The following is a 19,400-nucleotide window of genomic DNA, read 5'->3' as shown; positions in this document are numbered from 1 at the left end:
GAAGTCTTCAGTCAATTCCAAAGATGCGTCACCCTGAATTTATTTCAGGGCCCTAGCAACAAGATAAATGCTGATTCCAAATAAAAAACATTTGTCCTTCGACAGGCTCAAGGATGATAACGTTTTATTATTTCGCCTCTTCTAATTTTAACACTACACTGGTTCTGGTGGTATTAAGATTAGGATTAAAACCCACTTTCATCAAGAAATCACCAGTATAACTTTTAGTATCATCTATTGATGATTTTGTACCTGGATAAAGGTTGATTTCTTTAATATGATATTTCTTTGTTGCATCTAAACCATTCAATTTAATAGGATACTTACTGTTTTCGCCATAACGGTAGTTAACCAGGTAATTAAAAATGACACCTTCGGTTTTTTGCGCATTTACATACAACATCGATGCGGTGCTACCCCTACGCGGATCAGCCAAACGGTATTGTTCGCCTTGCCAGATTGTCTGTTTCACATCATTGTAGTTTTTAATGGCCTCCTGGCAAAACTGAAGCTCCTTTTCGGGTAGTTTACTTACCACAATATCAAAGCCCAGCTTGCCCATCATAGCAACATCAGTACGGAATTTTATTGATTGTTTCCCCCAGTCGGTTACATGGTTGGAACTGCTGATGGCAGGATAAAAATAAGAGTATTCCCATTGTATAAATATGCGTTCTAAAGGATCGGTATTGTCACTTGGCCAAAACTCAGTAAAATACTGTAAGGCAGCATAATCTACCCTACCACCACCGCCAGAGCATAACATCATCGGTACAGTTGGATATTTAGCACGGATTCTTTGCAGTACACTATACAGTCCCCTAACATAATCGATGTAAAAATGAGATTGATTTTTCAAATGTGCAGAGTACGCATTGTAAATTACCGCATTACAATCCCATTTAATATAAGCCAGTTTCGGGTTTTTAGTAAACAGATCATCTACCACACCGAAAACAAAATCCTGTACTTTTGAATTGCTCAGATCAAGCTCTAATTGGTTTCTAAAATAGTATTCCGGTCTGTTAGGCTGTTTCACCACCCAATCAGGATGTTTTTCATAAAGTTCACTTTTAGGGTTAACCATTTCTGGTTCTATCCAAATTCCGAATCTGGTTCCTACATTGTCGGCTTCTTTTACCAAAGCAGATATTCCGTTTGGTAATTTTTTCTTATTTTCCTGCCAATCGCCAAGCCCGGCATGATCATCGTTACGTGGATATTTGTTCCCGAACCAACCATCATCAAGCAAAAAGAAATCGACACCTAATTTTTCGGTATCTTTTAATAAATCGGCTAGTTTTTGCTCATTAAAATCGAAATATGTAGCCTCCCAGTTATTCAAAAGCGTTAATCTGCTACCTTTTCCATCTAATATTTTATAGTTACGTGCCCAATCTTGTAATTTTCTACTGGCATCACCTTTTCCCTGATCAGAAAAAGTGTATAAAAAAACAGGGGTAGTAAAAACTTCACCTGCTTTTAAGCTGTATGGCGAAGCATAATTGTTCATTCCGGCAATAATGCGGAGGTTATCCTGGTAATCCAGCTCCAAATCGATCTTAAAATTACCACTCCACTCCATCGCTCCATATAAAACATTACCCTCATTTTCTTCTGCTGGTTTATCTAACGAAATCATAAAAACAGAAGGCTGAAACAAATTTGCCCTTGTACCTAATTTGCTATCTAAAGTTTTAATACCGTGGGTAATTTCACTTTGTTCTGGTTGCATTTCCTTAGCCCAGTCGCCATGATACTGGTTTAACCAAAAATGTGGCGATTTTAAGTGCAGGTTGGCCGATGCATATTTATGCAATACCACTGTCCCTTTTTCAGCATGTTTAATTTCGGTCCATTGTTCTATTACATCCTGCTTATAAAATGATTTATAGAATAGGCTTACCTCAAAATTATAAACAGGATCCTTTAATCTGATTTTAAGTAAACTCACATTATCATCAATAGCGGTAACGGTATGGTCTACATATTTCAGATCAAGCGAGTTATTACCATCGGCGTGGGTAACGCTAATGGCTGGTTCAACCAGGTTTCTTGATCCTGAAGGCGTATATACCGAATTTAGCTGCCCGGTATAATCTTCGGTCTGTTTATATTGTGTGGTAATTTGACCGTATTCTTCTTTATTGGCTAGCTTCTTTCCAAAAAATATAGTGTTTACATCTTTTTTTCCACTGGCTTGTAACACCAATGCATTGTGTGCAGTTTCAATGGGTATGATGCTTTGGGCTTTAATATTTCCGATGGTAAAAAGTGAAATTGCAAGGGCTAATGCCGTTTGTTTGATGTAACCTAACTCTTCTTTGTTCATGTAAGTCTATTTGGTTTATAATCGGTTTTTGTTAAGATAATTTTGCTCGAAATATATAAATTTAATAATGATAATCTGTAAAATTTTTATCTCAGCACCAGATTAGAAAATGAGAGGGTAACCTGCAGCACAGAAACAAAACAATACGGATTAAAGGGAATAATTGCTTTAAACAACAACATGTAACAACAGGCATAGGGAATTGTCTAAAACTTTTAACGATATCAAAATGTTTAACTAGAAAAAAGAAAAGAACATGGGAATTTTAAAAACAGCAATTATTGGGGCCGCAGTTTATGCTGGCGTAAAATATATTACCAAGAAAGATCCAATTACCGGACAATCTATAGTTGATGATTTATTGGAAAAAGCTCCAGGATGGGTAGAGAAAGCAAAGGGATATACCGAAGACCTGAAAGCCAGGGCAAGCCATGTTGCTGAAGACTTAGCCAGATGAATACCTGAAAGAAATGTGGAGCCCGAAGAGGCCAAATATCTATTTCTCTGAACACAAAAAACGTCCTAATGTAAAATTAGGACGTTTTTTTATTTAGTGTCAAATATAACATATCAAATATTCACTTTTTTCTTATACGATCGTCATGCTGAACTTGTTTCAGCATCTTTCCTGCAAGATAGACCCTGAAATAAATTCAGGGTGACGGTTCGGTATTAAAAAGCATCAAACCAAAGTTTCGTAGTTAATAAATCGGCCCCTTGACTGCTTACCGCATTTTTATAGTTCTGCCCGTTTAACGATTGCTCGGTACCTGGATAAATAAAACGTACCGGAATTTTACCATTCAGAACGGTATTTACAGATGCGGTTAACTGCGGATAATCTAACCTTCTTTGTTCTGTCCAGGCTTCTAAGCCCTGTCCAAATAAGGCGATCCACTTTTGCTCGCCGATTGATTTTTTATAGTTGCTTGGGTCGTATTGTACTACAGCTCTATTAAGATAAACCTCAATATTACTATTAAGATTGTTCAAACCGTATTGTGCGTAAGAGGCTGTAATGGCCTGTTTATATAAATCTTCGGCATTTTCTGTGGTAAAACCACGGGCTGCCGCTTCTGCCCGATCAAAAAGCACTTCGGCGTAACTTAAAATTACTGCTGGTGCTTTTGGATCAAGAAAATAGGCACCTGGTTTTGAAGAATTCGCCAAACCGATTTCACTTGCCTCAGAATTGGTAGAACCATTCGGAATACCTACGTAACCTTGCGGTGCATTTTCTGTTTTACTTGCATAAATGGGTAATCTTGCATCGTCTAATGCCTTGAGCCTATCTACAATGGTTTTACTGATCCTGTAATCGTTTCTGGTTTCGAATGAAGCCGCTACAGGATTTTGTTGGGGAGAAGCATCATAGTCGAGTTTGGCATTTTCCAGATTGGAACTAATAAACTGTCCACCTTCAGCTTTAATCTCATCAATTATCTGTTTTGCTTTCGCCGGTTCTTTGTCTGCAATATGCAAAGCAATACGAAGCCGTAATGAATTTGCAAATTTTTGCCAACCCGCGGTGCTTCCAGAATAAATAATATCACCAGAAGCATTTCCAGTATTTAAATTAAGCGCTTTTTGTCCCGACTTTAAATCCTCCAGAATTCCATAATAAACATCCTTTTGTTTATCGTAAACTGGTGTAATAAACTGTTTTATTTTCCCTGCCTGTGAATATGGAATGTCGCCATAAGCATCAGTAAGTAACAAAAACACCCACGATCTTAAGATTAAAGCAACTCCCTTATAACCAGAATTACCTTGTGCATCACCCAATTCTATAATCTTATTGTAGCCAGGAATACTTTGTGCATAAGCGGTAGACCATAAAGAGGTAAAACTACTGTTCGAATAAATAAAACGATCTTCTTCTGTATATTGCACTTTAGCCCAATGTTGGGCAAACAGCAAGCTCGAGTTCATGTTGTTGGCTACTCCCCAGTAGGCATCAACAGTAGCCTTAGTAGTACCTGTAAGTAAATAATCAGGTACCGGAATTTCAGGAGCATTGGGATTGATATTCACCTCATCAAGCTCTTTGTTACAAGAAGAAAATGCGATTGCCAAAATGGCCAATATATATAGTTTTTTATTTTTCATGATGGAAATATTTAAAATTTAACATTCAAGTTAATACCATAACTGCGCGTGCTTGGGTTAGATAAACTTTCTAAACCTTGGCCGTTGCCAGTATTAAAAGCTACTTCAGGATCAATGTCAACGGTATTGCGATGGATAATCCAAAGGTTACGACCAACCAGCGATACTGAAACCCCTTGTAAACTTAATGGGCGGAGCCATTTGGCCGGAAGGTTATAACTTAATTTAACTTCACGGAGTTTTACATAAGAAGCATTGAAAATATTTGCTTCATCAATATTCCTGAACGATTTATAATACTGCTGAGCAGGTAATACTTTTTCATTGCGTTTACCATCGGCTGTTACGCCATCAAAAATAATCCCATCATCATACACCGTAACGCCTGCAGGGGCAGTTCCGTTTACTCTTACTGTACCATTTTCTTTTTTGTTATCTGGATAATAGTAAGAAATACCACCATATTCTGCTGCTCTGCCTGGAAGTGTAGAAGCCAATACGCCTGTATAGGTACCCGTTGCATAAGTACCATTGTAAATAGAACCTCCAAAACTGGCATCAACCAATACACCTAAACTTATGCCTTTATAAGTAAAAGTATTATATATTCCACCAATCCAGTCTGGTGTATATTTTCCCAATACCTGTTTGGTTGGATTTGTTGATGGTGCGCCTGTAGCGTTAACAATGATATTTCCGTTAGCATCCCTTAAAAATGCTGTTCCGAACAATGATCCATAGGGCTGACCAACCGTTGCAATTATCTGCGCCGAGTTTGAAGCCACAACATAATTGGTTAAGAATTTTTCAGCATCCAACTCAATTACCCTGCTCCTGTTTGCTGCGAAATTGAAATCAACATCCCAGGTAAAAGCTTTTTTGATTGGAGTAATACCCAATTGCGCTTCTAACCCTTTGTTATTGATTTTTCCGGCATTAAGCAATTTCGAACTAAAGCCCGTACTCTGACTCACATCGGCTGCTAAAATCTGATTGTAGCTATTCGTGTTGTATGCACTTAAATCAAGTCGTAATCTCTTATTAAAAAAGACAGCTTCAATACCCAATTCTGTAGAAGTAGTGGTTTCCGGTTTAAGATCTGGTTTAAGATCTATAGAACCTGTTGTAAGTTGAGGGTTTGTTTTAAATGGAGCGCCAAATGCATAAGTATTGATTAAACGGTAAGGATCTGCATCTTTACCAACTTTAGACCAGCCTCCACGTATTTTTAAATAGTTAAGGGCTTCACTTTTGATATCAAATGCTTCGGTTGCTACAAAACTTCCGTTAAATGATGGGTAAAAATAAGATCTATTTTGTGCCGGCAAAGTTGAAGACCAATCGTTACGTGCTGTGATGTTGGCAAAAAGGTAATTTCTGAAGCCAATCTGACCAGATGCATACACACTATACGACTTTAACTTTGATAGATTATTGGATGAAACCAATGGATCGCGGGAGTTTTTAAGCGTGTAAAGTCCGGCGATAGCCAGTTTAGGTGCGCTCTGGTCATTTTGCTCAATGTATTGCCTTCGGATGTTACCACCACCCAATAATTCGAGGCTAAAATCATCGTTTAACTGCTTGTTAAAATTTAAGGTAGCATCAGTATTATTCTCACTTACTGTAAAGGCGCTTTCTGTATAGGAACCAAAAGGTGTTCCATTTGTACCGTAGGCAATTCTAATTTTACGTCTATCGTTGTAATAATCCGTACCGGATCTGAAATTGAAATCAAGTCCATCAATAATTTTATAATTAAGGGCCAAACTACCAATAATGCGACTGCGGTTTTGCGAAACCGTATTTTCGTAAGCTACCCAATAAGGGTTACTATAATAGCTATTGTTCCAGTTAAACGTTTTTCCATTTTCATCCAAATAGTTTTTCAACTGGTTAATATCAACCTGACGGCCAAACCAGGTAAACTGTAACATCGTACTGGTTGAACGTGAACCACCTGTTCCTGGCAGATTATCCGAATTAAGCTTGCTATAGTTAGCATTTGCCGTTAAACTTAATTTAGGTGTGATTTTTAAAGTAGTATTTAATACAAATGAATTTTTACCCTGTCCTGAGTTTGGCACTATACCAACTTGTTTCAAGTTATTGTATGATATTCTATAGTCGTACTTTTCGCCCGCATCGGCAACCGATACACCATTGTTTAATGAATATCCCGTTTGAAAGAAATCGCGTACATTATCTGGGTGCGCCACAAATGGAACCGCTACACCTTTCGAAAAAAATTGTGGGATTAGTCTACCATCCAACTTAGGCCCCCAACTTTCATCTACTCCATCATTAATCCCTTTACCTGCACCGTCTACATAACTAAACTTGCCTTCCGATCCCTGACCGAAAGCGTTTTGATAAACGGGAAGGGTAAGTAAAGTTTCTAAAACAGCATTCGAATTAATGGCAATACCCAATCCTTTTTTTGATTTACCCGTTTTGGTTTTAATGAGGATAACGCCTGCTGCCGCTCTTGATCCATACAACGCCGCGGCATTTGGTCCTTTTAATACACTCATCGATTCTATATCTTCAGGATTGATGTCTGAAATGGTATTCGCATAATCTCTTGCTCCAGCCGAGTTTAATTGCGAATTATCTACCGGAATCCCATCAACCACAAATAATGGCTGGTTATTTCCGGCAATAGATGTTTCACCCCTAATGACCACACGCGAAGAGCCCATGCTCCCCTGGCTATTAGTTACCCTAACACCGGCAATTTTTCCGGCCAGTGCATTTACCAGATTGGATTCTTTAGCTTCAGCCAAATCCTGTCCTTTTAATTCCTGAACAGCATAACCAAGCGATTTCTTCTGCCTTGAAATACCCAATGCCGTAACCACTACCTCATCAAGCGCATTATCGCTTGATTGAAGAATGATCGAAATAGGACCCGCATTTTTATTGATCTGTATTTCCTGACTCTTAAAACCGATATAAGAAAATACCAATGTGCCCTTATCTGGTGCATGGATAGAAAAAGCTCCTTTTGCATCAGAAATAGTGGCTTGTTTGGTTTCTTTTATTAATATGGAAACACCAGGGAGTGTTTCACCATCTGCCGACTTTATGGTTCCGGTAGCCGTGACTTCTTGAGCGGAAAGCTTTTGTGCCATGAAGAGCAGAAAGATAAACGCTATTAATTTTAAATTTTTAAGCATATTGTGTAGTTAATTAGTTAATAAGGGATAATAATTTTGGGCAAAACAATCCCTAACGGTTAATAACCGTGTTTATAAAAAAACAATTGGAATGGTTAGATCAAAAAAGCCTGTTAAATGGAGCAATTTTAACAGGGCATGCGCATTCGGAAGTATGCACTAAGGTTTGCATCAATGGCTTTTAGCTCGTCTGTTTTTTTCATCTGAATATTTTTATTTAAACCGTATTTACTTTTCAAGCGAGCATCAGGGTAAAAAAAAAAGCACCCCTTAAATCAGAAGTGCTCCATATATTTCTTATAAGGATAACGCAATCAACTGACTTAACTACCCCAGATTCATCTGAGATGGATTTAGCACCATTTCTAAAAATTAGATGGTTGCTAAGGCTTCACAGGGCCATTCCCTCCGCCTTTCTTGATAAGTATTTTAAAATAACTGGGGCAAAGGTATAATTAATTCCATTTATCCTATAGTTTTTATAGATTTTTATTGAAATATTTTTTCTTTGGTTATTTCGTCAGTATATTTGTCGACTAATTTAGTCGATTAACATATCCCGATGAACTTAAAATTCATATTTCCCGCCCTACTAGCTATAACAACCTCCTTAACCTTTGCGCAACAACAAAGTGTACTGGTTAATAACCAACAATCAACAGCCAAAGAAAAAAAATCAAAAGCTTTTGTTGCATTGGGTACCTGGCGTGGAATAGCCAAGGTAAAAGAAGGGTTGGATATTCCCTTTAACTTCGAAATCAATGAAAAAAGTGGTCAGCAGAAATTATATTTCCGCAATGCCGAAGAAAAATTTGAAGGTGGTTTAGTGAAACAGACTGCTGATTCTCTTTTCGTAAAACTGGATCAGTTTGATAACGAATTGGCTTTTGCTCTTGTAGATGGCGATCATTTATCAGGTACTTTAAGAAAGCAGGATAAAGCAGGCAAACCACTAAACATTGTGGCCGAGCGCAAAAACTACCGTTTCGAACCTATTAACAAACTAGCTACAGCAGATTACTCAGGAAGTTATGATGTAGTTTTTAAATCACCCGATGGTAAAGAAGAAAAAACTGTGGGTTTATTTAAACAAACAGGCAATAAACTTACCGGTACTTTTTTACGTGTAACCGGCGATTCGCGTTACCTTGAAGGTGTGGTAGAAGGCAATGAATTTCAGCTTTCAAGTTTTATCGGTTCCTCTCCTGCCTATTACAAAGGAACTTTCCAGCCAGATGGCTCATTAACTGGTGAAATTTTAGGCGCTAGGGTCAATCAGCCTTTTACCGGAACCAAAAATAAAGATGCTGCCCTACCTGATCCTTATAAACTTACCTATTTAAAAAAAGGATATAAAACACTTGATTTTAGCTTTCCTGATATAAACGGCAAAAAGATTTCGCTAAAAGATGAGAAGTATAAAAACAAAGTGGTGATTTTAACCATCACTGGGAGCTGGTGCCCTAACTGTGTTGACGAAGCTACTTTTATTGCTCCGTGGTACAAAGAAAACAAAAAACGCGGTGTAGAAATTATCGCTTTACATTACGAACGCTCAACCGAACCTGAATATGCAAAAAAAGTGATGACACGTTTCCGCGAACGTTTTGGTATTGAATACGATCAGGTATTGGCGGGTACAGCCGATAAACAGGTGGTATCCGAATCGTTGCCTGCGCTCGATTCTTTTTTATCGTTCCCAACCACGATAATAATTGATAAACAGGGAAATGTTGCCCAGATCCATACTGGTTTTAATGGTCCCGCCACAGGTAAGTTTTATGATGAATTTATTAAAGAATTTAATACGGAGATTGATACGCTGTTGAAGAAATAAAGAATCGTAAATTATCCCTTAGCTATCATTCTGAACGTGGTGAAGAATCTTTTTATAATAATTGTTAATGCGCCTGTGCACTCCAAAAACATATAATGGTTCCTTTTTGGAAAGCAGGTATAGCGCGCTTCGGTTCGGGCAGTCCTTCTTTCCGCCTCTATCTTTTTGTGAATTAACTGCATAGACGATTAGTCTTACCGCAAAAAGGATAGCCGCTGCAAGAAGGTTTATTTAACCTGGGGCAGTACAAGGAACGAAATGGCATTTTGCACTTTGTTCTTAGTAATAACTGTGTTTTTAGCCCCGGGCGTAGCGGCATCCCTGAAGCACAGCGAAAGGATATTGCGAAGCACGGGAACCAACTTTAACAAGTGCTCCTGGCACTGCGCTCCAAAAAACATATAACATTTCTTTTTTAACATAGAACATTAAGCATTGGTCGGTGAGACACCGACCAATAGAAAAACGTTAATAATTGCCTCTGACACTTCGCTTCAACAACATACAACTTTTCCTTTCCTTATCGGTCGGTGTCTCACCGACCGAAATATGTTAGGCAATAAATCCTACATAGTGGTTGGTGAGACACCGACCACTAAAACTCCGTGACTTCTGTGTTTCCCTGGCAAAAACTAAACTACTTCACATTCTTCAAAACAAAATCAATGATTGTTTTCTTTGGAATTACCACCGTTGCTGTTCGGCTAAACCGAGCGATGTTAATCCCATAAAAATGTCCTTCCCAATCAAAAACAGGCGATCCACAGCCATTTGCTTTAATGGCCGCATCGTGTGTAAAAACGGTATTAAAACCGTCTCTTCGCGCTGATCTCCCTCCTTCAAATTTCTCTGCCGGGTGATTGGAGACCGATTGCCCCCTTTCATCGAGCTTGAAAGTTTTGTGCATTTTCCCAGTTGCGTTGGTCCACTCCAAAGTAAGCTCATCTCCTGCCCAATATTTCATCATTTCAGGGGCAAATTCACTTGCCTTTTTGATGGGTTTTCCATTAATGCTGATGAGTTCGTCGCCAACTTTTATCCCTGCTTTCTCTGCCGGGCTACCTTCTTTAATTAATGAGAACAGAACCGGGCTAGAGTTGTATACCACCATAGCACCCAAATAAGGCTGGCTGTTAATTTTTGGCAAATTAAATGGCTTACTACCTAAAATACTGCGCATCACTTTATTATCTGAATTTATACTATAAAGTAATTTACCCATCTCTATTTTAAGGGTATCGGTATCAGCAATATTTAAATCAATCCCACCCACTATTTTCCGCCCTGGCGCAAATAAAACCAGATCGTTTTCCTGATCCTTTCCAATCAACTTAACCGGCACTGCGGTTCCATCAATATCACAATGCACTTCTTCGCTAACCATGGTGTTTTTGCTCAGTAAAAACTGTTTTATATCCCCATTTGGTGTTTTAATATTTAATAAACAAGCCTCAATCTCCTGTTTTTGTCCTTTCACTATGCTTTTGATGGAAAAACAAATATTCTTAATCCTCGGCTCATCAAAATCCGGATGTAAAGCCTTTTGTTTGCTTTCTTTCTGTAATCGCAAAGACAAAGGATCAACTTTCACACTATCCGTCGTTTCAGGAAAAGCTGTATAAAGCGTTTCATTGTTCAAGGCTGTCCAATAGCGTCGGTAAAGATCAACAGGATTTTCAAAATTCATGTCCTCAGCAATATCAATGGCACTATGCAGCCCAATTACGCGGCCGTAATAGTCAAATAAAGGTCCACCAGAATCACCTGGTTCCATTTTGCAGGTTGAGCGGATAAAACCATATTCGTTTTTCACCTCTGCAACATTGCCCAACCTTAAAGTTGGCAGGCTTTGGTTTAAGCTTTCTGGATAAGAAATACTGATACAAGGTTCATTTTTAAGCAAACTTGCCGAATAACCCATCTCTGCAAATGGATAGGTGCCTTTATCGGTAATTTTCATCATGCCTACATCTGGAATTCCCGGGGTTTCTTTATTTTCTATTTTTCCTAAAGCCATTGCAATACATTCGCGTCCATCAGGAAAAAACACTTTATAATTTTTACCTGGTAAAATAGTATGTGCAGCCGTTAAGATATAACCATCTGCACTCACTACCACACCACTAAACTGTGCACTGGTTCTTTGGTTCTGCTGTACATCAAAACCCCACATGCGTACACTTGCAGGGTATGCTTTTTTAACTGCTTCGACAATGGTTTTCTGAAATTTAGTAACCTGCTTTTTCTGTGCGCTAACATTTAGGCTAAACAGCATTACAAAGGTTATTGTTAATGCCTTTATATAGTTATTCATTATTATTTATGATTTTTTGCCAATGTAATCCGCTCAGAAATTTCTTCGAGTGCAGCGGCATCGGTTCCGGTGAACCCGGTTAGTTTAAATACAATATTACCTGCTTTATCGATAATGAATTTTGCTGGAATGGCACTTACGCCATAATCTTCAACCGCAGCATTGCGCCCTGCCCCATCTTTCAGATCCATCAGCACCTGAAAATTAAACCCCGATTTTACAATATAGTTTTTTACATCGTCAAGAGCTGTTTTACTGGTTTCCCAGGTATGGATAAATAAGAACTTTACCGATGGATCATTTTTATAGGCATTAACAGCAAGTTGCATAGCAGGAAAAGATTTTTTGCAGGGCACACACCATGTTGACCAGAAATCGAGTACAATTACCTTTCCTTTTAGGTCTTTTAACGATACCACATTTCCGTCAAGGTCTTTTAAGGTAAAATTGGGTGCTGGTACAGTTATCATTTCTGCCAGAAGTTTGTGATGAACAGAATCTGCTTTATTTGTTGGAGACTGCGCCCATAAGGAGGTAGAGGCCACTACATTTAACATAGCCAATAGGCAAAGCCTGAAAAAAGATTTCATACGTTAGGTTAAAAAAACAGTAAGGCCGTTTTTACAGGCCGTACCGTATGTATAAGTAGCTTAAATGAATATTTCTAATATTTTTTCTTTCGGCGGATAACATTTGTTTTCATCACACACCTGATAATACAGGCCGCATTTAATCTTAGTTCCAGCTTTTGCCTTGCTATAATCCACCATTATGCTAAAGTTTGCCTTTCCTTCAAAAATAAACATGCCGTCGTTACCTGGATAGGGAACTGCAGCTGTAGTTTTCCATTCCCGATCGGCCACTGCACCCTCCGGAAGTTCGAGGCGGGTTTCGGTTACTACAAATGGGTTATCTTTAGATACATAAGCATAAATATGCCAGCCTTTTAATATTTTGGCCTCAATAAGTAAGCTATCTTTTTTATCTCCATTACCCGGAATAAACCTTGCCGAAACAGCAACCGGATCGGCCGCGGTAGGTTCACCGCTTATAATTGCTTTTGGCAATTGGTAGCTTTGTTGCTGGGTAACAGGAACACTTTTGCCGTACGTATTGACCATGAATTTAAACCCACCAGATTCGGTATAAAAAAGGTTATTGTGGTTTTGGTTAAACCATTTCCTCCAATCAGAAGCATTATTAAACTTTTCGGTGGTATAACGCTCTAGCAGGCGCCGCGCCATTGCTACATCTTTGTTTGCTTCTAATAAATTGACACATTTATCTAAAAGGGCCACTTTACGGTTAGAAATTCCAAGCTTTTGCGCCTCACGATCGAGCTGAAGCGAGTATACACCGGAAGGATAGAAATATTCATAATTTTGACGATAGTATTTATGATATAGGTTCATATTCGTGCCATAAAGGGCAAACAAGCTATCGCCAGCAAACCCCTTTACATAATCTTCAAAAGATTGGGTATCGTTGGTTACGGGCATTTTCAAAAACATTTCGTTACCATGGCCAATATCTTCTCCCCTTGCTTTTTTATCTTTTAATTCCTGCTGCATTTTCAGCATGCGCAAATTACCTTCCCTGCGCGAAATAATAGCCTGGTTATAAAGATCTTTGTTTAACCGATAAATCAGCTCATCTATACCACTACGGGTTTCGATCTGTACTTTTTTTACAATAGCCTGGAGGTGATCGAATTTTTTGATGTAACAAATGGTATTTACAAAAACATCTTTGGCTTCATCCGTCATGTAATCCGGCGATCCTGCGAAACCCCACATAAAATAATTCCCCTGGCGCCCCAGTGCTACCGCTTCGGCATTTTTAAGGCAAACACCACCTGAAATAGATTCCGCATCAGGCGAATCGTTAAATCCTTCGCCGTGCGAAACCATACCGATCAGGTAAGGCTCTTTAGCAGAAAAACCCTGCTTTACCACCTGCCACCTATCCATTTGCTTTGGTGTTTCTGCGCCTTGATGGCCATTAAAAAAGGAACCTGGTGTCGGTTTTTTCACCATGGTTAGTTTTACGGCATTAGGGGTATTAAAAATGGGATGACTGGTTTTAATATTTAAAGCTTCGTTATCTAAACACTGGCAATACCAATCGAATTTTAAACCTAAAGGCAAACCTACGTTTGGTGCCATGGCATGCATTAAAACCATAGGACGGCTAAAATTTGGCGGTAGCGTAACCGGCCCGGCATCCATCACAGTTACATCAACCCCATCAGACATTTCTACTTTGTAATCTGCCACATCCACAACCTTAACTTCAGTAAAACGCTGTTCCAAAAAGGCTTTAAAATCTGCCATTCTGGTTTTGTATATTTTTTCGAGGATGTTGGGTACAGTTGAATAATACACCACATTTTTTGGCATTGGCCTGTCGGGATTGTAACCCACGTACAAAATCTTTAATGCAATTTTATCCCGGTGTTTAGCAGTTCCAAATGTATACAGCGATACCAGCATCAGGCATACGGTTAGCATCTTTTTCATCATCCAGATCAGTTTAGTCATAATTAGTTGAAAATTTCAGCAAGCTTTTTGTTTAACGGTTCACCACGGAGGCCATTTCCGATAATTTTGCCTTGTGCATCTACCAGAAAACTGGCTGGTACGGCACGCACACCATACAAACGGCCTACTTCGTTGTTCCAGCCCTTCAGGTCAGATACATGGATCCAGTCTAAACCGTCTTTTTCTATTGCTTCTAACCAACGTTCTTTTACATTATCTAAAGAAACCGAAATAATCTCAAAGCCTTTATCTTTATAGGTTTGATATTGTTTTACCAGGTTAGGGTTCTCTGCTCTGCATGGACCGCACCAGCTTGCCCAAAACTCAACCAATACCACTTTTCCCTTTAAACTGGCTAATGAAACTGGTTTGCCTACCACATTGTTCTGGGTAAAAAGTGGGGCTACATTTCCAACAGCTGTAATGCCACTTGCTGCAATACGCTGCGCCAGTTCTTTGCCCATGTCGGTCTCGCGGTATTCTTTATTTAACGCATTAAAAATCGGCTGAACTTTGGCTACGTCTACCTTGCTTCCAGCTGCTTCTGAAAGTGCTACCAAAGCGAAATAAGAAGTTGGGTGTTCTTTAGCAAATTGGAACTGTTTGTCAGTTCTGTTCTGTATATTTTTTCTGAAACGCAGATCTACCGCTTTCCTGTAAGCTGTATCTTTCTGCTGCTCGGGTGTGCCACGGTTAAAATCGATATTAACCGCTTTAGTGAGTGCCATAATGGTACCGCCAATGGCTTTGTTATAGGCATCATATTCCTGGTATACCTTTGAGCCTGAAAAAACAGCATTTTCTAGAGAATCTTTCGAGCTAATCATTACCTGTTCCTTACCAAAATAAAAGTAAATCACATCTCCGGTATAAACGGCCTTACCCTTGCCGCCACCAGTATGATCGAGTGCCATACGGGCATAGGCATTGCCAGAAATATGTCCTGTAAACTTGAAACTTCCGTTCACAAGCGCTACCGAATCTTCGTGGCTTACACCATTGTCCATGTAATCGATATAGGCTTTTGCAGGGATACCCAGCGATCCTATCTTACCCGTTAAACTAAAATTTGGGGTTTGTGCCCAGCTTAAAGCCGGGAATAAAAGGGCCAATAGGACTGATTTTATGATTTTCATTCTTACGTTTTTTATGGTTATAATTTCCATGAGGCTGTTTCATTAATTGTGATTCAATCGAATTTGTCACATTGAGCCTGTCGAAATACCTTGTAAGACATTTAAAACAGCCCCTTCGACAAGCTCAGGATGACAATTCTATATTTATGAGACAGCATCATTGACTAAGATTATTTTCTGATTGCGATATCTACAGGAGCACCTGGTATACCCTCAATCTTTTTGATGAATACGCCGTTCATTCCTGTTGCTATATTTAAAAAAGTAACGGTCTCTTCTGTTCCTACCATCAGGCTTTCTTCATCTTCGCTAAGTTTTAACATAGAAATTGTTTTCCCGGTAAAGCTGGTGGCCAGTTCTCTCAACTCTTCATTTACCGGGTTATAGCGATAAACTTTACTGCCATTTGCAATATAGATCACCCCGTTTTTCGCTCCGCTCCATTTCGTATTTTCATTAATTAACTCCTGGCGCACGAATAAGCGTTTATGCTGAGGTGTAAAGGTGAATGGCCCGTTAAACTGAACGTTAAACTTCAGTTCATAAATTTTGCCATCAGTTCCCTTGCAATAAGCAAAACAATCAGCATTGTTAAGTTGCTCTATATGAACAAGATCCATCCCAACATTCAGTGGATCAAAAACGTTGGCGGTAACTGAATATTGGGTACCAAAATAAACAGGAGCTCCATACAGATTAATCCGTACAAATTGTTTTCTGTTTCGGTCAAATCCGATAAAGTAGGTAGCAGATTGCGTAAAACTCATCACAAAAGATGGGGCTAGTTCATAGTCGCCATCGGCCGGTAAACCAAACATTCCGTAGGTAGCAGCCTGGTCCCAGGTACTGGTGGTACCACCGTAGAATTTGCCATTTACCACCCCCATCATCACTCCTTGTGGATGCGAAATAAGAGCGCCCACTTCCAAACCATCCGGAGGTGTAAAAAAGTTATCCTTCAGGGTATTCGGATATTTTGGATCTTCCTGCATGGTATTGGGTTCCAGTCTGATTCCGCCATTTTTTGTAATAATCCAGTAACCCAGTAAGGTACCACCCGTAAATGTATTCTTTAACAGGAATAAATTTGTTGGGTTTGCGGGCAAATCTTTCCCCTGCATGGCCCGGTATAAACGGGCCTGTACACTACCATCAGGCTTTACAAACGAAAACTGTGTGATTCCGTTTTCAACACTTAATACCGTTGTACCTTTGGCAAATTCGGTTCCGCCATCGATATAAAATTTATGGAAATATTTCATCCCATTTGCTTTGTTATAAACGGTAAGACGTGCAGCATATCTTTTAGCCTGCAAACCAAAAATGATCCTTAAAGCGGGTCCGTTATACAAAACATCATTCCCTTCAATTACACTAATTCTCCATTGAAGTTCTACATTGGCGGCATCTGCACCTTCTATTTTTGGTTTGATAATCAAACTATCCCCAACACTTGCGGTATAAACAGAATCTAGATTGACCAATTTAGGCTCAATTGGCATATCAATATCGTAATTACCTAAGTCTTTATGACAGGCGGCTAAAGAAAGAACGCCCATTATTAATAAGATTAATTTTTTAATATTCATGTTCTTCGAATTAAATAACCTCGTTGCCATTTTCATCTATAAAATAATATTTACCATTCTGCATGTTTTTTCTCAACAGCGTTTTTTTAGCAGGATTGCTTTTGTTGTAGAAATAATAGCTATCGGTATTGCCAGCCGTTACTTCTTCAATAACATAGCCTTTTGCAGCATTTTTGGCTACCCAATTAAATGGATTGTTTAACATCGTGGTTAATAAACCTATATAATAGAGATTTTTCGGGGCATCAAGTCCGTCGGTGGTAAGAGAAGTCTGCGCAGTTACCAGAATAAACAGCTCATGTTTGGTCCTCGAGTAAGGCGGTAGTGGCCAGGTATCCCACCAACTCGGTTTTTCCAATTTAGATGAGAATACTACTTTTGCCCTAATCAGGTAAGGGTTTTCGATGCCCAGATCTGGTGTTCCGGTTAATTTGATCAGTATCGAAACCGATCTGTTTTCAAGTTGCCGGTCCTTATTATAAATAACCACCGGAATATAACCTATTCCCCTGTTCGGAAGAATGGAATACTGGGGTTTCAAAGCTTCATAATGCAGGCCGGGCGTAGCTGTAGAAGAATCAGCATCTACACGTGCACTAAATTTTCGCTCTGCATCGGTTCTGATTCCCGATAAACGTACTGGCAGCCATACGGTATCCTGAGCAAGTGTAGGATTGTAGGCAAAGGTTCTTACTATACTGTCTTTATCTCCGTTGTAAATGTCGAAATAAACATTTGCAGGGTGATCAAAACGCATTTCTTCTGCTTTCTTGCAAGAAACCAGGCAGATGATTGCGAATATTAATATGTATATTTTCATAATTTGTGCTTTATAAAATTTGAAATGGTTTTATCTGCCTCCATAAACAATCTCATCGTTAGGGAGCGGCAGCACGAAAATGTTATCAGAAGCTGGGATGATTACGCCAGTTTGCCCTACAATACCTCTATTTAGCCTTTTATACATATAAAATAGCTGGCCTTCTGCCAACCACTCCTTACGTGCATCTTTAAGCAGCTCTTTTAACAGGTCTTCTTCACTATTGATGGACAAAGGATCGCCTATTTGCCTCGCTTCGCGAACTTGTGTAAGATAATTTACTGCGGCCGTGGGATTGCTTGCATATGAGCACTCGGCAGCGATATAATATAGCTCACTAAGCCTGATTGCCGGGGCCATTAAATAATGTAAATTGGCATTTGCCTCAGCGCTTAAAGGGTTTCGGCGGTATTTAACAATATCATAAGATCTTGATGATTGGTTCGAAGTAGCAGATAACCAGTATTTATACCGGGAATCGCTCGCGCCGGCTGTTGCTTTTTCGTAAATATAATCCGCAGCATCCTCAATTAAATAAAAGCCCCTGGTACCACTTTGAAACCAATTGTCTTTTATCTCTTTTGCAGCGCCTGGTATATACCATCCAAAAACAAGTTCCTTATAAAGAATACGATCTTTCTTGGCATCTTCGAAAGCCTCAAAATCACTTTTTGCTGTCCAGGGAATTTTTTTGGAGTCGATTACCTCTTTTGCATTCTGCAAGGCTTTAGCTTTATCGTTTTTATAAAGATATACCCGGGCAAGCGTGCCGCACACTGCATAATAATTTAAACGGTGCCTTCTGTTCTGTAAAAAAAGGCTCGGGTTCTTCTCCTCCGTATTTTTCAGCGTATCGGTAACCAAAGGATAGTTTACAATATAACCGGCACTGCGGATCGGATCTACCATTAATAGTTGTTTCGCTTGCTCCAGATCGTTAATAATAAGATCTATTGTTTCTGATACGCTGGAAACAGGTGTAATCTCTTTGGTATATTTGTTTGCATAGGGAATTCCTTTTGCTGTAGGGTTTCTTAGATAAGAAGGAGCAAAAAGACGCAATAAGTCGAAATGCAAGTATGCTCTTAATGCAAGTGCCTCTCCTTTAACAATAGCATAATTACTGCCGCTAAAAATGTTCTTTTTTGCATCTACGTTTTCCAAAATCAGGTTACAGTTAACAATTGCATTATATAAACCGGCCCATATTTTATCCTTCCGTTTAATAAATTCACCATGTTTATAATTGTACAACGAGGTTTGCCTGTAATCCTGTCCATCATCGCGCATCGAGAAATTTTGCGCCAATACTTCTGTGGTACCAAATGTAAGTTCTTTACCGTACAGATCTGCTTCTGTACTGCGGTTATACACGCCGTTTATGGCCTCCATAAAACCATTTTCTGTGCTGAATAAAATTGGAGCGGCAATTTCTGATTCCGGCTCAACCTCCAGCCATTTCTTGCAGGAACTAAACAATCCTGTTATTAAGATGAGGCAGATTAACAATCTAATCTTCATGTTTTTATATTTTTAAATCCGTT

At 39.1% G+C, this 19,400-nt stretch carries 12 protein-coding genes and 1 riboswitch; of the genes, 2 read left to right on the top strand and 10 right to left on the bottom strand.

The annotated features are described in order from the left end of the window. Positions 1-127 precede the first annotated feature (127 nt). On the bottom strand, positions 128-2,332 hold the full coding sequence (locus HDC90_RS14255; protein ID WP_184467459.1) for an alpha-galactosidase: 2,205 nt from the start codon (positions 2,330-2,332) through the stop codon (positions 128-130). A gap of 256 nt (positions 2,333-2,588) precedes the next feature. Between HDC90_RS14255 and HDC90_RS14250 the strand changes: the two genes are divergently transcribed. Next, on the top strand, positions 2,589-2,789 hold the full coding sequence (locus HDC90_RS14250) for a YtxH domain-containing protein (RefSeq protein ID WP_184467457.1): 201 nt from the start codon (positions 2,589-2,591) through the stop codon (positions 2,787-2,789). Positions 2,790-3,004: 215 nt separating this feature from the next. On the opposite strand, the gene HDC90_RS14245 is transcribed toward HDC90_RS14250, so the two are convergent. Both HDC90_RS14245 and HDC90_RS14240 read right to left on the bottom strand, forming a co-directional pair. After that, a complete protein-coding gene (locus HDC90_RS14245) occupies positions 3,005-4,441 on the bottom strand; it encodes a SusD/RagB family nutrient-binding outer membrane lipoprotein (protein WP_184467455.1) in 1,437 nt (478 codons plus the stop codon). 11 nt (positions 4,442-4,452) lie between these two features. After that, positions 4,453-7,620 carry a SusC/RagA family TonB-linked outer membrane protein gene (locus HDC90_RS14240; protein ID WP_184467453.1) on the bottom strand — a complete coding sequence of 1,056 codons (3,168 nt, stop codon included), beginning with the start codon at positions 7,618-7,620 and terminating at the stop codon, positions 4,453-4,455. A 320-nt stretch (positions 7,621-7,940) separates the two neighbouring features. Beyond that, positions 7,941-8,047, bottom strand: a riboswitch (SAM riboswitch). A 135-nt stretch (positions 8,048-8,182) separates the two neighbouring features. Here HDC90_RS14240 and HDC90_RS14235 point away from each other — a divergent pair. Continuing rightward, positions 8,183-9,457, top strand: coding sequence for a peroxiredoxin (locus HDC90_RS14235; RefSeq protein WP_184467451.1), 1,275 nt, complete (start codon positions 8,183-8,185; stop codon positions 9,455-9,457). Between the two features lie 637 nt (positions 9,458-10,094). Here the strand turns inward: HDC90_RS14235 and HDC90_RS14230 are convergent. The 7 genes from HDC90_RS14230 to HDC90_RS14200 all read right to left on the bottom strand — a co-directional run bounded on the left by HDC90_RS14230 (position 10,095) and on the right by HDC90_RS14200 (position 19,377). Beyond that, entirely contained in the window at positions 10,095-11,771 is a 1,677-nt protein-coding gene (locus tag HDC90_RS14230; RefSeq protein WP_184467449.1) for a S1C family serine protease, read from the bottom strand. Positions 11,772-11,773: 2 nt separating this feature from the next. Then, positions 11,774-12,361 carry a TlpA family protein disulfide reductase gene (locus HDC90_RS14225; protein ID WP_184467447.1) on the bottom strand — a complete coding sequence of 196 codons (588 nt, stop codon included), beginning with the start codon at positions 12,359-12,361 and terminating at the stop codon, positions 11,774-11,776. 60 nt (positions 12,362-12,421) lie between these two features. Continuing rightward, entirely contained in the window at positions 12,422-14,311 is a 1,890-nt protein-coding gene (locus HDC90_RS14220) for a protein-disulfide reductase DsbD domain-containing protein (RefSeq protein WP_184467445.1), read from the bottom strand. Between the two features lie 2 nt (positions 14,312-14,313). Further along, positions 14,314-15,447 carry a TlpA disulfide reductase family protein gene (locus HDC90_RS14215; RefSeq protein WP_184467443.1) on the bottom strand — a complete coding sequence of 378 codons (1,134 nt, stop codon included), beginning with the start codon at positions 15,445-15,447 and terminating at the stop codon, positions 14,314-14,316. A gap of 170 nt (positions 15,448-15,617) precedes the next feature. Continuing rightward, on the bottom strand, positions 15,618-17,036 hold the full coding sequence (locus HDC90_RS14210; RefSeq protein WP_184467441.1) for a PKD-like family lipoprotein: 1,419 nt from the start codon (positions 17,034-17,036) through the stop codon (positions 15,618-15,620). Positions 17,037-17,046: 10 nt separating this feature from the next. Continuing rightward, on the bottom strand, positions 17,047-17,856 hold the full coding sequence (locus HDC90_RS14205) for a DUF4843 domain-containing protein (RefSeq protein WP_184467439.1): 810 nt from the start codon (positions 17,854-17,856) through the stop codon (positions 17,047-17,049). Between the two features lie 30 nt (positions 17,857-17,886). Next, on the bottom strand, positions 17,887-19,377 hold the full coding sequence (locus tag HDC90_RS14200) for a RagB/SusD family nutrient uptake outer membrane protein (RefSeq protein WP_184467437.1): 1,491 nt from the start codon (positions 19,375-19,377) through the stop codon (positions 17,887-17,889). Positions 19,378-19,400 lie beyond the last annotated feature (23 nt).

Origin of the sequence: Pedobacter sp. AK013, from assembly GCF_014205835.1 — a bacterium.
Lineage (GTDB): Bacteria > Bacteroidota > Bacteroidia > Sphingobacteriales > Sphingobacteriaceae > Pedobacter.
This window is presented reverse-complemented; position numbering and strand designations above follow the sequence as displayed.

What these genes read in the sequence shown, in the direction of transcription:
- HDC90_RS14255 (WP_184467459.1), bottom strand. Translation starts at nt 2,332, where the DNA reads ATGAACAAAGAAGAGTTAGGTTACATCAAACAAACGGCATTAGCCCTT.
- HDC90_RS14250 (WP_184467457.1), top strand. Translation starts at nt 2,589, where the DNA reads ATGGGAATTTTAAAAACAGCAATTATTGGGGCCGCAGTTTATGCTGGC.
- HDC90_RS14245 (WP_184467455.1), bottom strand. Translation starts at nt 4,441, where the DNA reads ATGAAAAATAAAAAACTATATATATTGGCCATTTTGGCAATCGCATTT.
- HDC90_RS14240 (WP_184467453.1), bottom strand. Translation starts at nt 7,620, where the DNA reads ATGCTTAAAAATTTAAAATTAATAGCGTTTATCTTTCTGCTCTTCATG.
- HDC90_RS14235 (WP_184467451.1), top strand. Translation starts at nt 8,183, where the DNA reads ATGAACTTAAAATTCATATTTCCCGCCCTACTAGCTATAACAACCTCC.
- HDC90_RS14230 (WP_184467449.1), bottom strand. Translation starts at nt 11,771, where the DNA reads ATGAATAACTATATAAAGGCATTAACAATAACCTTTGTAATGCTGTTT.
- HDC90_RS14225 (WP_184467447.1), bottom strand. Translation starts at nt 12,361, where the DNA reads ATGAAATCTTTTTTCAGGCTTTGCCTATTGGCTATGTTAAATGTAGTG.
- HDC90_RS14220 (WP_184467445.1), bottom strand. Translation starts at nt 14,311, where the DNA reads ATGACTAAACTGATCTGGATGATGAAAAAGATGCTAACCGTATGCCTG.
- HDC90_RS14215 (WP_184467443.1), bottom strand. Translation starts at nt 15,447, where the DNA reads ATGAAAATCATAAAATCAGTCCTATTGGCCCTTTTATTCCCGGCTTTA.
- HDC90_RS14210 (WP_184467441.1), bottom strand. Translation starts at nt 17,036, where the DNA reads ATGAATATTAAAAAATTAATCTTATTAATAATGGGCGTTCTTTCTTTA.
- HDC90_RS14205 (WP_184467439.1), bottom strand. Translation starts at nt 17,856, where the DNA reads ATGAAAATATACATATTAATATTCGCAATCATCTGCCTGGTTTCTTGC.
- HDC90_RS14200 (WP_184467437.1), bottom strand. Translation starts at nt 19,377, where the DNA reads ATGAAGATTAGATTGTTAATCTGCCTCATCTTAATAACAGGATTGTTT.